The following is a 12,424-nucleotide window of genomic DNA, read 5'->3' on the forward strand; positions in this document are numbered from 1 at the left end:
CGCCAAGGTGCAGCGCATGCGGTGGGTATAGCTCAGCTGGTAGAGCGCCGCGTTGTGGTCGCGGATGTCGCGGGTTCAAGTCCCGTTACTCACCCCGAGCAGATAAGCCCCGGAGTCCGAGAGAAATCACGGATACCGGGGCTTTTCTCATCCCTGGTCCTCTTTCAGCCGATCGCAGGGCCGCCCCCTGGACTTCCATCGGTGAAGTGACAATACTCGGTCTCAGGTACCTTCTTCGTGAAGGACCCGATCTGTGAATCATGATTCGACGAACAGGAGACGGTTGATGAATACCCCAGAGAGCATTGTCTACACCGCAAAGGCCGAGATCACCGGAGGCCGGGATGGTCACGGCGCTACCGATGACAAGGCAGTCGACGTCGACCTGCGCACCCCCAAGGAGATGGGCGGACCCGGTGGAGGAGCGAATCCGGAACAGCTCTTCGCTGTCGGATACGGAGCCTGCTTCCAGGGTGCGATGGGCCTGGCCGGCAAGGAGCTCGGGGTCGACACCTCGAAGTCCGTCGTCAACTCCGAAGTCGGAATCGGCAAGGAGGGGGAGAGCTTCGGTATCAGCGTCAAGCTCACCGTGACCATTCCCGGAGCCGACCAGGACACCGCTCAGAAGGTCGTCGATCGTACCCACGAGCTGTGCCCCTACTCGAAGGCCACCCGCGGAAACATTCCAGTCGAGCTCGTCGTCAACGGCTCCTGACCATCAGCTTCTGACCATGTCGGCACCCGAGAAATTCTTCTCGGGTGCCGACTTGAGTGATGGACGACCACATGAGCATTGACCTTGATCTCACCGTCGTCGGCAGCATCAACGCCGATATCACCGCGCTCACGCACCGCCTGCCCGAAGCAGGTGAGACAATCGGCGGTGGGCGCCTCATCCACAGTCCAGGAGGAAAGGGCGCCAACCAGGCTGCGGCCGCAGCACGGCTGGGTGCACGGACGAGGATGGTCGGCGCCGTCGGCTCCGACGCCTCGGGCACGGCGATGAGATCGGCACTGCAGGGCGCCGGCGTCGGGATCAAAGACGTTGCCGTCGTCGATTCGGAGACCGGAACCGCTCTCATCATGGTTGATGCGCACGGCGAGAATCAGATCGCGGTCTGCGAAGGCGCGAACGCGCACGTGAGCATCGCCGGTCGCAGCTTCCCGGCGCAGGAGACTGTGCTCACTCAGCTCGAGATCTCCCTTGACTTGATAACAGAATTGTCACATTCCGTCGAAGGACGGTTCGTCGTCAACGCAGCCCCGGCACTGCCCCTGCCTGCCGAGGTCATCGAGCGGGCCGATCTCATCATCGTCAATGAAACCGAATACGACCTGCTCCCGCAGCTGCGCGAGGCGCGGCTCGTGGCCATCACCTATGGTGCGAAGGGGTCTGCTCTGTTCGAACGTGGTCGGCAAGTTGCCTTCGCGAACGCTCTGCCGCGCCGTCCGATCAGCACCGTCGGTGCCGGAGACGCCTTCTGTGCGGCACTGACGATCGCGCTGGCCTCGGGGCATTCCCTCGACCGAGCGCTGGCGGTGGCCAACGCTGTCGGTGCCGACGCCGTCATGGACCCTGCGGCCCAACCAGAATTTCACCCGCTCGAGCACTACCTGCCATCGACGACATCCACGGAGACTGAGACATGACCTTGTTCACGGGCCTGAGCGCCTTCCCCCTCACGCCGATCCGCGACGAGGAGATCGACGAGGCTGCCTACGCGGGGCTGATCCAGCGTCTCGTCACGGCCGGTGTCGATTCGATCACTGCCCTGGGATCGACCGGGTCATACGCCTACCTCACCGCTGAAGAACGTGCTCGAGTCGCCCGGATGACCGTCGAGCATGCCGCCGGGATCCCCGTGTTCGTGGGCATCGGCGCCCTGCGCACGCGCGAGGTCATGGCCAATGTCCGCTCGGCGGAAGCCGCTGGTGCCCAGGGGCTCCTGCTCGCCCCCGTCAGCTACCAGCAGCTGAGCACCGACGATGTGTTCGAGCTCTTCCGGACTGTCACCTCGGCGACCGATCTTCCCATCGTCGTCTACGACAATCCGGGCACCACGCACTTCACGTTCACCCTTGATCTCTACGCACGGCTGGCCGAACTTGAAGGCGTGGACTCGATCAAGATTCCAGGACAGGCGATGTCGCCACCGGACTTCAGCGCACATGTCGAGCGGATCCGTGCCGCGACCGGCAACCAGGTGACGATCGGGATCTCCGGCGACGCGTTCGGCGCTGCCGGCCTCAACGCCGGCTGCGATGCCTGGTACACGGCAGTCGGCGGGACCCTGCCGACTCCGATGCTCGCGATCACACGAGCCGCCCAGAACGGCGAAGCAGACCGGGCGTCGGAGCTCTCCGCCGAACTCCAACCGCTGTGGGACCTCTTCTCCGAATTCAGCGGCAGCCTCCGAGTCACAGCCGCGATCGCCGAACATCTGGGGTTGGTCGCCCCGCACTCCCTGCCGCTGCCGATCCTCGGTCTCACCGATGCCCAGAAGAGGAAGGTCGCCGAGGTGGTCGCGACCCTCAATCTCGACTGACCGGTCCTACGCGGGTTCCTCCGGAGCAGGAGGGTTCATCCGGAATCCACCCGGAGTTCGAGACAGAGACAGGCCGTGTGCCTATATATGAGTGGTTGCGGGCAGTTTCGCCCTCTCGATCACCTCGACTCCGGAGAACCGATGACGCATCCGTCCACTTCGCGCTCAATCACGGCCGCACTGACTGCCCTGCTGCTGACCACAGGCCTGAGCACGGCCGCGACGGTGATCGGCTTCGGCGAGGCGTCGGCGGCAGAGGTGGCGGAACCGATCAGCCATTCCGCCCCGGATGCGAGCCTGGATCTCGGGTTCCTCGGCTCTCATGAGACCGGTCAGTTCGACGAGTCCGCCGCGGAGATCACCGCTGTTCACGGCGACACCGCATTCACCGTCAATGCTGAGGCCGCGACAGTCGACATCATCGACATCTCGGATCCACGGAAACCTGAGAAGACAGGTGCCCTCGCCGGCTCCAGCGTCGCGAACTCCATCGCCGTCCGCGATGACGGACTCGGCGTCATCGCGCTTGAGGACGAGGACAAGACCGCACCGGGATCACTGATGTTCTTCGACGCCACCACCACCTCGGCGACGGTGCTGGGAACCGTCCCTGTCGGATCGCTGCCGGACATGGTGGCGCTGACCCCCGACGGTGCGCACGCGCTCGTGGCCAACGAAGGGGAGCCGTCCGAAGACTTCGCCACGGATCCGGAAGGATCCGTGGCCGTGGTCGACCTGCCCGCCGAGGTGGCCGCACCGAAGGAATCGGACGTGCACACCGCTGACTTCCACGACTTCGAAGAAGGCGGTTCGAAGACGCTGCACGACGACGTTCGCGTGTTCGGGCCCAAGCCGCACAAGGATCTGCCTATCTCTCGCAATCTCGAACCCGAATACATCACCGTCGCAGGCGACAAGGCGTACGCGACCCTGCAGGAGGCGAACGCGATCGCCGTCGTCGATATCGCCACCGCCGAGGTCACCGACGTTCTTCCGCTGGGCGTCAAAGATCATGGGCAGGCAGGGAACGGGCTCGACGCCTCCGACCGCGACCCAGAGGACGCGCCGGAGACGAACATCGCAGAGCACCCGGGGCTGAAGGGTGCCTACATGCCCGACACGATCTCTTCATTCTCATCCGGAGGCACCGACTACCTGGTCACCGCCAATGAAGGAGACTCACGGGAATGGGGCGACTTCGTCGACGCGGCCAGGGTCAAGGACCTCGGCGAGGACGGACTGGCACCCGTGTGCGAGAACTCTCCGCTGGCTGGCCAGCTCGGTGACGAGGCCCTGGGCAGGCTCAACATCATCACCGACCTGGGGCTGGACGAGAGCGGTGACTGCTACGAGGAACTCTACGCATTCGGCACCCGCTCCTTCTCCGTGTGGACGACCGATGGCGTACTCGTGGCCGACTCGGGCGACAGCTTCGAACAGCTGACCGCCGAGGCGATTCCCGACTTCTTCAACTCCAACCACTCGGAGTCGAATCGCGAGGGACGCAGCGATGACAAGGGCCCAGAGCCCGAGGCTCTGACCGTCGGTGAGGTGGGGGAGACCACCTACGCTTTCGTCGGCTTCGAACGGGTAGGTGGAATCGCCGCCTTCGACCTCAGCGACCCCTCGAACCCGAAATTCGTCACCTACTTCAACAACCGTGACTTCTCGGTCTCCGTCGAAGACGAGATCGAGGACGCCTCCGATCCCGATGCCCTGCTCTCCAAGGCCGGCGACCTTGGTCCGGAAGGAATTGCCTTCCTGGGTGCTGATGAGTCTCCGACAGGCGAAGCTGCCCTCGTCGTCGGCAACGAAGTCTCAGGCACCACCAGCCTGTACTCTGTCGCCGATCTCAACGACGACGGCGCGGGTGCCGATTCCGATGACTCGGCGGATGCAGGTGCTTCGGCCGGCTCCGATGCTTCGGTGGATTCTGAGGCTTCGGTGGATTCTGACAACGAGGTGGACACCGACGGTGCAGGCGACTCCGCTGGTGCAGCCGAAGATGCCGCTGCGGACTCCGAGACGGGAGCCGACGCTTCGAACTCGGCGGCGAAGGGCGACGCAGGCTTCTCCGATGGAACAGACGCGGCTGACGACAACGCGGGCTCGCTCCCGCGCACCGGTGCTGATCTGGGCCAGTACCTCATTCTGGGCGGTATCGCGCTGGCTCTCATCGGCTTCGGCGTCCTGGCCGTCTTCCTCACACGTCGCCGCGGCCAGCGCCGCGAAGGCGAGCGAACCAGTCCGGCACGGTCGATCGCCGAGGACCTCGGCTCAGCCGGTTTGGACTGAGCGCTGAGGCGACGTCAGTCGAGCTGACGCTGTGTCAGTCGATCTTGCCGATGGGTTCGCGCTTCTCGGCCTGGAACTGGTCCTCGGCGCGACCTCGTGCCCAATAGGCTGAGATCGACAGCGCTTCGCGTGGCACCGCGTGCTCCTTGAAGACTGTCCGGATCGTTTTGATCGTCTCTCGTTCACCGTGGGCGAAGACCTGCGGAGTTCCCTCGGGCCAGTCGAGGCCGCGAACGGCGGCGATCAGTTCGTCGTCATCGTCGACCCAGACCACGGTGACTCCAGCCGGTGCTTCGGGCAGCAGCCGGTCGGCCTCGTCTGTGACAGCGGCGATGACGATGCCTCTCGCCTCGGGGTCCATGGCCTCGAGGGCGGCGCTGACGGCAGGGATCGCAGTGTGGTCGGCGACGAGCAGATGCCACTGGGCGTCAGGATTCGGCCGGTACTTGCCTCCTGCGCCGACCATGACGATGGTGTCGCCTGTCTGCGCGGTCTTGGCCCAGGGGCCCGCAACGCCCTCATCGCCGTGGATGACGAAGTCCACGGAGAGCCATTTCTCGTCTTCGCAGATCTCACGCACTGTGTAGGTGCGGTTGCGGGGGAGCTTCTCTGGGGAGTTCTCCCGCAGGTCCGTCAGATCATACGGCGGTATCAGCCCGTGTGCGGGATCGGCGAACATGAGTTTGACGTATTTGTCCGTCGACTCATTGCTCGAGATCGCGTCGAAGCCGTCACCGCCGACCTTGATCCGAATCAGATTCGGAGTGATCCTTGTCACCTCCTGCACCGTCATGACGGCCTGTGGGCGGGGTGGTCGAGCTGAGCGGTCGGGCGTGCTTGGGGTGGTCGACATCGAGAGCCTTCCTGGGATGTATCAGAGCTTGGCTGTTCGGGTGGGTCGCCGGCGATGGCCGCCGACGTCACCGACACAAAAAGTGTAGTTAGCCTCACCTTAGCAAATGGCCGTGTCTGACCGGATCAGACGGCTCTCTGAGACCAGTCCTCACGCAGCCTACGCAGGCCCTTGAGTGCCTTGGGAGAGTCGATGTATTCGACCTCTGGCAGAGACGAGCTCGGACTCTTGCAGAGGAGCATGTCTTCGGGATCCATGAGCGCTATTCGCTTTCCATCCTCCTCGAGCCGACTCATCGCCTCGGTGAGCATGCGCCTGGCCACCCCATTGATCTCATTGACCCGGCGCAGGTCGAGGACGAAGGCCTCGACATTGGATTCGGGGGCGTCCATTGTGCGGATGACGTTTTCGGCACCGCTCCACTGGATGAGGCCCTGCAGGCTGCAGATGCGCACCATGACGCCCTGAGAATCCACGAAGCGCCTGTCACGGCGAATGATGGAGCGGGCAGGCTCGGGGGCGTCCATGATGTGAAGACTCAGCTCGCGCGAGAGAGTCCTGAAGATGTTGGCTCCGCGAACGCTCGTCCCGTGCTTGTCCAAGCGCGGAGAGAAGGTGGCGATGCCGACCTGTCCGGGCAGTACCCCGAAGACTCCGCCGGAGACTCCGGACTTGGCGGGTACACCGACCTCTGTCATCCAGTCACCGGCAGCGTCGTACATGCCACACGACATCATGACGCCGAGCACCTGACGGTTCACGCGAGGTGAGAGCACCTGCTTGCCGGTGATCGGATTGAGTCCGCCCGCAGCCAGTGTGGCGGCCATGATTCCCAGATCTTTGGTGGTGATGAGGATCGAGCACTGGGCGATATACCCCTGGACCACCTCATCGGGCTGGTCAGTGTAGACACCATATGACCGGAGCATATTGGCGATCGCGACATTGCGGTAGGCCTCACCCCATTCGCCTTCAGCCACCGAGTCGTCGACACGCAGCTGGCGGCCGGCGAACTCGGACAGTCCGGCCCGCACGATTTCAATCCGTTCGGCCAGTGAGGTTCCCGGTTCGCCCAGGAGCGAATGGATGACCATGGCACCGGCGTTGATCATCGGGTTGAGCGGTTTGCCGGACATCTTGTCCAGAGAGAGTTCGTTGAAGGCCTCTCCGCTGGGTTCGACACCGACCATGTCGAGGACTGCGGCCAGCCCTTCCTGCTCGATCGCCAAGCCGTAGATGAAGGGCTTCGACATCGACTGGATGGAGAACTCGAACTCCGAATCCCCGGAGGTGTATTCGACCCCGTCGAGTGTGGAGATGCAGATGCCCAGCTTCTCGGAGTCGGCCGAGGCCAGATCCGGAATGTAGTCCGCGTTCGCACCGGACCGGTCTGACCTGTGACGATCGAGCGTCTCGTCCAAGAAGTCAGGGATAGGGGATCGCATTGCACCTCCTGCAGTGTGATGAAGATCGGGGATGAGATTCGGCTGAGTGTATTGCGGGCCGCCGATGTCCGAGTGCTATTCTCACACACCTCGTGCTGGTGGGGAGTCCAACGCGGGACAGCACAGGCCCACCACCCGCATCCCCGATATGCCACCGGATCGGGCCAGATGTCCGAGGTGCTTCGTGCTGCCACCGGTCGTGGAGGTCTCAGCGCAGGAGCTGAGCACGAGATCCATTCCGTCGGCTGCTTGACCACCTGGGCAGCAGTCGGTTCCGCACAGGCGAAGACAGATCTCGGAGGAGTGGCTGTCTGCTTCTGCTTCCGACCCTTGGTTCCAGGGGATATGGACGCCGGCCTCTTCGAACCGAGGACGGATTCTGCGAGAAGGGAATCTTCAGGGGCGAGTTTCTCCCTCGTCGTTGCGACGATTCACATCGGGTCGGTGTTCGCCGGAGGGACGCTGCTCGTCAGTTGGGCGCTGGTTGTCACCAGGGCGCTGATCGCCGGCCGGGCGCTGGCCATCGGACTGGTTGTTCTCCGACTTGCCATCGCTGCCGACTGCACGATCGGCGGCGTCTCGGGCCTTCTGGATCTTGTCGGTGTGCTTGCCCTTGGTCAGGGACTCGGCGACTCCTGCGGCCTTGTCGAGAATCGAATCAGTGGCCTTCTCTCCTTTTTCGGAGTTGAGCTTTTCGCGAATCTTCGGGTCATTGGCCAGGTTCTTGGCCTTGTTGATGAACTTGTCGAATGGCATGATGTGGCCCTTCTCAGCAGACGGTCGTGTCACCACCGATCTTAGTCACACTGACTGTGCTCCACCTGACCGCGCAGCCCCACCGGACGCTGCGGGCCCGCCTGCAGGTGCAGCTCCGTCGAGGCGCAGCACAGTCTCGAGCAGGACCTCGATTCCGGGCAGGATGTCATCGAGTTCGGTGAATTCCTCGGGACAGTGACTGCGGCCATCTTGTGAGGGAACGAAGATCATTCCCACCTGCGTCTTGGCGGCGATGATTCCCGCGTCGTGGCCGGCACCGGAGAACATTGTGGCCCTGGAATGACCAAGGTCATCGGCCACCTCGGCGATGGTCGAAGTGATCGGTTCGTGCAGGGGCACCGGCGCATCGTCCGTCGTCCATTCCATCTCCACACGCACACCGCGCTTGTCAGCATTCTCCCCGGCAGCATCGGTGAGCCTGCGCTGTGCCTCATGCAGCCAAGAACCGTCGGGGCCGCGGAACTCTCCCTCGACGCTGGCATTGGCCGAAACGACGTTCACGGCTTCCGGAGTGAACTGGATCTGACCACTCGTGCCGCGGGTGTTCGTCCCTGACTCAGCGATCGATTCGACGGCGAGCACCGTGCCGGCAGCGGCACACCCTGCGTCGGCACGGACATCCATCGGGGTCGTGCCTGCATGGTCCTGGCGGCCGGTGAAGAGCGCCTTGAAGTGGTTGATGCCGGTGATCGTCTCAACGACGCCGATCTGTTTGCCGAGCCGTTCCAGCTCAGGTCCCTGCTCGATGTGGAGTTCGAGGAAGGCGGTGACCTTCGAGAAGTCGTAGCGCGCGTCTAAGAAGGCTTCCGGGTCGATGCCGGAGTCCGGCAGAGCAGCGGCGAGGCTGCGACCGCTGGTGTCTGTGGCGGCCAGGGTTGTGCGGTCGACGAGTCCAGTCATCGCCCGGGAGCCCACGCAGAAGAAGCCGAAGTCGTTGGGCTCCTCGTTGAAGAAGACCACGACCACGAGGTCATGGTCGAGGCGAACATTGTTCTCCCGCAGCAGCCGCACGACCTCGATGGCACCGAGGACACCGGTGATCCCATCGAAGCGGCCGCCGCCGTCAACGGTGTCGGTGTGGGATCCGAGCATGATCTCCTGCCCGCCGAGGCGACCGGGAAGAACCCCGATCACGTTTCCTGCCCCGTCGACTCGGGTCGCCAGCCCTGCCTGCTTCATCAGGGTGCGGGCATAGTCGCGTCCGGCGATGTCGAACTCGCTCAGCGCCCGCCTCGTCCAACCCGGACGCTCGGAATCGACGAGGGTTGCGAGTCCGGCGAGTTCTGAGCCGAAACGTTCGCCTACGGGGGTGATCGTGCTCATCGTTGAGCCTTTCTGGTGGTGCCGTCAGTGGTGGTGTGCGGTCCTCAGAGGTGGTCCACACTCAGGGTAGCGCCCTCAGCCTTGCGGTATCGAGAGTTCCGGCTGCCCAAGATCAGAGTGGCCAACACTGCGGCGATGACTGAAGCGCTGAGGACTGCGACCTTCGCATAGTCGTGTTCGGGGGAGCCGGGGATGAAGCTGAGTTCGGCGACGAGGAGGGAGACCGTGAACCCGATTCCGGCGAGCAGACCGACACCGGCCAGATCCGGCCACCTCAGACTCGGGTCCACGCCCGCCGAGGTGAATCTGGTGACCAGCCACGCCGATGCCAGGATCCCCACCGGTTTGCCGACGACCAGGGCCGCGATGATCGCAAAGGTCAACGGCTGGGAGAACGCAGTGGCCAGGCCCTCGAGTCCGCCCACAGCCACACCCGCGGCGAAGAATGCGAACACGGGCACCGCGAATCCCGCGGACAGTGGCCGCAGGCGGTGTTCGAGCACCTCGGCGAGGTTCGGGCGGTCGTCGTCATCGGCCTGCCGATCCTGACCACTGCGTCGGCGGCTGGCCAGGGCGGGGATCATGAACCCGAGCAGCACACCGGCAATCGTCGCATGGACACCGGAGGCGTGCATGAGCGCCCAGGCGATGAGCCCGAGGGGCAGCAGAATCACCCACGCAGCCCGGGCTCGGTCGACGAAGAACGTTCTGAAGCGGGCGGCGATGAGACCGTAGACGACGATGACCGCGACAGATGCCAGGAGTGGAACGACAGAGATGGTCTCGGTGTAGAAGACGGCGATGATGCCGATAGCCAGCAGGTCATCGACGGCGGCGAGGGTGAGGAGGAAGATGCGCAGAGCCTTGGGCAGGTGGGAGCCGATGATCGCGAGGATCGCGACAGCGAATGCGATGTCCGTGGCCGTGGGAATCGCCCATCCGCGCAGCGTCTCCGGGTGGGAGATCAGGAGAACCGTGTAGATCAGGGCAGGGACGATGACGCCGCCGGCTGCGGCGGTGATCGGGACGACGGCCGTGCGGAATCTGCGCAGATCTCCGTGGGTGAATTCGGTCTTCAGCTCCACCCCGACGAGGAAGAAGAAGATCGCGAGCAGGCCGTCGGCAGCCCAGGTTCCCAGGCTCAGCTGCAGGTGCCAGGCGGCGGGGCCGACCTCGACGTCTCTGAGAGCGAAGTATGAGTCCGCGAGGGGAGAGTTCGCCCAGATGAGGGCCACGACGGCGGCGATGACGAGGAGTCCGCCGCCGACGGTGTCCCTGCGCAGAGAAGCGAATAGGCGCAAGCTGGTGCCAGGTGCTGGAGATGGTGAAGTCACAGTGAATCCATTTCGTTGCCGGAAGATGTGTTTCTCCGGCCCGAATATGTGCGGGTGATCTGTCAGAGCGGTCAGTGATCGAGCGCCGAGGCGGTCGTGCTCATGGCGGTCTGCTCAGAAAGTGGGCCGGAGTCGTTCACCGGCCGGAAATGGAGCTGTCCCCGACAGCATCATGCCCCACGAAGTGATATAGCCGTTGGTGCCCGGGTGTCCCAGGACCCACACCTTCGGTGTGAATACGGCGCCGAGCATTGTGGGAGTCATCACCGTCAGTCTATGCGAAAACAGGTTGCTCTCGCACATTCATCCATGGCCTGCCTCGAGTCGTCCCCGCCTCATTTCACTGAGACGCCGGTGCCGTGGAGGCTGATCTCCAGACCGGCATCAGTGGCCTCGATGTCAGTGAGCTCAAGGCCGACGGGCAGGAAATCGAGGTCGATGACGATGTCTGAGATCGACGAGGTCAGAAACGAAGGGAGCGAGTCGATGTCGACCTCGGCTGATCCGAGTCTGATCGACGTGGCGTTGACCACAGCCCGTCGTGACTCAGCCTTCGATTCGATGCCGATGAGCAGATCCTGTCCGAGCAGCGAGCCTTGGAGGTAGAGCCCGCCGTCGACCGTGGTGAATGCCATGCCCTCGGGCAGCGAGGCGTGTTCGGTGGCCAGAGAGTCGATCGTCGACAACGGAATCACCGCGCTCGCCTCAACCGTGCCGATCGGGCGTGAGGTATCGACGGGAACGTCGAAGAGCTTGGCATCGACGTCGGTGAAGTCGACGTTCTCGTACTGCGCCCGATCAGCAGTGACATGAACGGTGTCGAGAGTCCCCCCGGCCATCTGCGTCAGCACGGGGAAGCCCTCGACGTTCACATCGGCATCGCCGTAGGGCTCGAGAGAGGCGGCGATCTTCTGTTCGGTGGTGAAGTCGACCACCCGATCGGCGGCGATGAAGCCGACGAGGAGGGTGGCCACGACGATGACCGCGGTGACGATGAGCGTCGTCCGGCGAGTTCTCCGTCGAGGTGGTTCGTGCGGGTACTCCAGAGTTCGGGCCGTCGTCATGGACCCCATTCTCCCGGACAGCGATAGCCTGTGTCGTGCCGGGGCCGACTCACGTATCGACAATGACCACGTCGAGGGTTCGCGGACCGTGGCCGCCTTCGACACGTTTGAGTTCGATGTCGGCAGCCTCCGTGGCCAGAGCTTCATTGCCCATCCGCCTGGCGACCATGGGCTGCTGATGTCCCAGGGGGGCCACGCAGGAGGCCGAGGGTGCGACTGCGACGTCCCATTCTGTGCTCGAGAAGGCGCGGGCGTGGGCGGCGATCACGGGTTCGGCTTGGGCAAACTTTCCCGAGTCGATGTGCATCTGACCTCCAATCGGGACCAAGAGCCGGATCGGTCATCGTCTCCGAACCTGCGGTGGGCCTGTCGCGGGCACTGAGGTTTCACGTCTCGGCCCGGCATATCGTGCCGGCAGACGTGCTGACGACGCGCGTCGTCCTCGATTCCGATGCGGTCGCCAGCGCCGCGAAGGCCGTCGTCCAAGACGAGACCGGTCAGAATACGCGGACACCTCAACCGAGCGATGTCCACCTCCGACGAGCCGGTGAACTCCTGGCCGAGATGCGCGATCCCGGCATCGCCACAGAGCGCTTCCATGATCTCGACGCCAGATTCCATCGTGAACTGTGTGCCGTGGCAGGAAATCCGGTCACCGACATCATCCTCGCCTCACTGTCGAGCAGCATCCTCGACTATGTCTGCGCGGCTGCCGCCGCCACCGACGACCGGTCCTAGGTGCAGGCCGAGCTCACGAGGCAACACGCCGGTCTCCTCGAGGGCATTC

13 protein-coding genes and 1 tRNA gene are annotated in these 12,424 nt (G+C 63.9%); 6 read left to right on the forward strand and 8 right to left on the reverse strand.

The features are described 5' to 3' along the window. The first annotated feature begins 21 nt into the window (after nt 1–21). From FO013_RS09875 to FO013_RS09895, 5 genes are all read left to right on the forward strand, one after another. Nucleotides 22–94, forward strand: a tRNA-His gene (locus tag FO013_RS09875). 192 nt (nt 95–286) lie between these two features. Continuing rightward, entirely contained in the window at nt 287–715 is a 429-nt protein-coding gene (locus tag FO013_RS09880; protein ID WP_143922391.1) for an organic hydroperoxide resistance protein, read from the forward strand. A gap of 71 nt (nt 716–786) precedes the next feature. Beyond that, a complete protein-coding gene (locus tag FO013_RS09885) occupies nt 787–1,650 on the forward strand; it encodes a ribokinase (RefSeq protein WP_143922392.1) in 864 nt (287 codons plus the stop codon). Continuing rightward, nucleotides 1,647–2,546: a dihydrodipicolinate synthase family protein gene (locus FO013_RS09890; protein ID WP_143922393.1), complete on the forward strand. Its 900-nt coding sequence runs from the start codon at nt 1,647–1,649 to the stop codon at nt 2,544–2,546. Before FO013_RS09885 ends, FO013_RS09890 begins: the two co-directional genes overlap by 4 nt. A 141-nt stretch (nt 2,547–2,687) precedes the next feature. Continuing rightward, nucleotides 2,688–4,841 carry a choice-of-anchor I family protein gene (locus tag FO013_RS09895; protein ID WP_186293042.1) on the forward strand — a complete coding sequence of 718 codons (2,154 nt, stop codon included), beginning with the start codon at nt 2,688–2,690 and terminating at the stop codon, nt 4,839–4,841. 34 nt (nt 4,842–4,875) lie between these two features. On the opposite strand, the gene FO013_RS09900 is transcribed toward FO013_RS09895, so the two are convergent. From FO013_RS09900 to FO013_RS22350, 8 genes are all read right to left on the reverse strand, one after another. Beyond that, nucleotides 4,876–5,694: a siderophore-interacting protein gene (locus tag FO013_RS09900; RefSeq protein WP_143922394.1), complete on the reverse strand. Its 819-nt coding sequence runs from the start codon at nt 5,692–5,694 to the stop codon at nt 4,876–4,878. Between the two features lie 125 nt (nt 5,695–5,819). Beyond that, nucleotides 5,820–7,139, reverse strand: a complete 1,320-nt coding sequence (locus FO013_RS09905; protein ID WP_143922395.1) for a glutaminase — start codon at nt 7,137–7,139, stop codon at nt 5,820–5,822. Between the two features lie 396 nt (nt 7,140–7,535). Next, nucleotides 7,536–7,895 (reverse strand): antitoxin, encoded by a 360-nt coding sequence (locus FO013_RS09910; RefSeq protein WP_143922396.1) that lies wholly within the window; start codon nt 7,893–7,895, stop codon nt 7,536–7,538. Nucleotides 7,896–7,940: 45 nt separating this feature from the next. Then, complete coding sequence (locus FO013_RS09915; RefSeq protein WP_143922397.1) at nt 7,941–9,239, reverse strand: M20 family metallo-hydrolase; 1,299 nt, start codon at nt 9,237–9,239, stop codon at nt 7,941–7,943. A 44-nt stretch (nt 9,240–9,283) separates the two neighbouring features. Next, a complete protein-coding gene (nhaA, locus tag FO013_RS09920) occupies nt 9,284–10,573 on the reverse strand; it encodes a Na+/H+ antiporter NhaA (RefSeq protein WP_143922398.1) in 1,290 nt (429 codons plus the stop codon). 114 nt (nt 10,574–10,687) lie between these two features. Then, complete coding sequence (locus FO013_RS22345) at nt 10,688–10,837, reverse strand: hypothetical protein (protein ID WP_186293043.1); 150 nt, start codon at nt 10,835–10,837, stop codon at nt 10,688–10,690. 71 nt (nt 10,838–10,908) lie between these two features. Further along, the gene (locus tag FO013_RS09925) at nt 10,909–11,637 is read right to left on the reverse strand and encodes an LmeA family phospholipid-binding protein (protein ID WP_143922399.1); all 729 of its coding nucleotides are present in this window, start codon (nt 11,635–11,637) and stop codon (nt 10,909–10,911) included. A gap of 49 nt (nt 11,638–11,686) precedes the next feature. Beyond that, complete coding sequence (locus tag FO013_RS22350) at nt 11,687–11,944, reverse strand: hypothetical protein (protein WP_186293044.1); 258 nt, start codon at nt 11,942–11,944, stop codon at nt 11,687–11,689. A gap of 113 nt (nt 11,945–12,057) precedes the next feature. On the opposite strand from FO013_RS22350, the gene FO013_RS22355 reads away from it, so the two are divergent. Then, nucleotides 12,058–12,375, forward strand: coding sequence for an FCD domain-containing protein (locus FO013_RS22355; RefSeq protein ID WP_186293045.1), 318 nt, complete (start codon nt 12,058–12,060; stop codon nt 12,373–12,375). Nucleotides 12,376–12,424 lie beyond the last annotated feature (49 nt).

The sequence above is a fragment of the Brevibacterium aurantiacum genome, from assembly GCF_007558825.1.
Classification (GTDB): Bacteria; Actinomycetota; Actinomycetes; order Actinomycetales; family Brevibacteriaceae; genus Brevibacterium; species Brevibacterium aurantiacum_A.

Bases quoted from the DNA above. Each gene is read 5' to 3' on its own strand.
- FO013_RS09910 (WP_143922396.1), bottom strand. From the start codon at position 7,895: ATGCCATTCGACAAGTTCATCAACAAGGCCAAGAACCTGGCCAATGAC.
- FO013_RS22345 (WP_186293043.1), bottom strand. From the start codon at position 10,837: ATGACTCCCACAATGCTCGGCGCCGTATTCACACCGAAGGTGTGGGTC.
- FO013_RS09925 (WP_143922399.1), bottom strand. From the start codon at position 11,637: ATGACGACGGCCCGAACTCTGGAGTACCCGCACGAACCACCTCGACGG.
- FO013_RS09885 (WP_143922392.1), top strand. From the start codon at position 787: ATGAGCATTGACCTTGATCTCACCGTCGTCGGCAGCATCAACGCCGAT.
- FO013_RS22350 (WP_186293044.1), bottom strand. From the start codon at position 11,944: ATGCACATCGACTCGGGAAAGTTTGCCCAAGCCGAACCCGTGATCGCC.
- FO013_RS09900 (WP_143922394.1), bottom strand. From the start codon at position 5,694: ATGTCGACCACCCCAAGCACGCCCGACCGCTCAGCTCGACCACCCCGC.
- FO013_RS09895 (WP_186293042.1), top strand. From the start codon at position 2,688: ATGACGCATCCGTCCACTTCGCGCTCAATCACGGCCGCACTGACTGCC.
- FO013_RS09905 (WP_143922395.1), bottom strand. From the start codon at position 7,139: ATGCGATCCCCTATCCCTGACTTCTTGGACGAGACGCTCGATCGTCAC.
- FO013_RS09890 (WP_143922393.1), top strand. From the start codon at position 1,647: ATGACCTTGTTCACGGGCCTGAGCGCCTTCCCCCTCACGCCGATCCGC.
- FO013_RS09880 (WP_143922391.1), top strand. From the start codon at position 287: ATGAATACCCCAGAGAGCATTGTCTACACCGCAAAGGCCGAGATCACC.
- FO013_RS09915 (WP_143922397.1), bottom strand. From the start codon at position 9,239: ATGAGCACGATCACCCCCGTAGGCGAACGTTTCGGCTCAGAACTCGCC.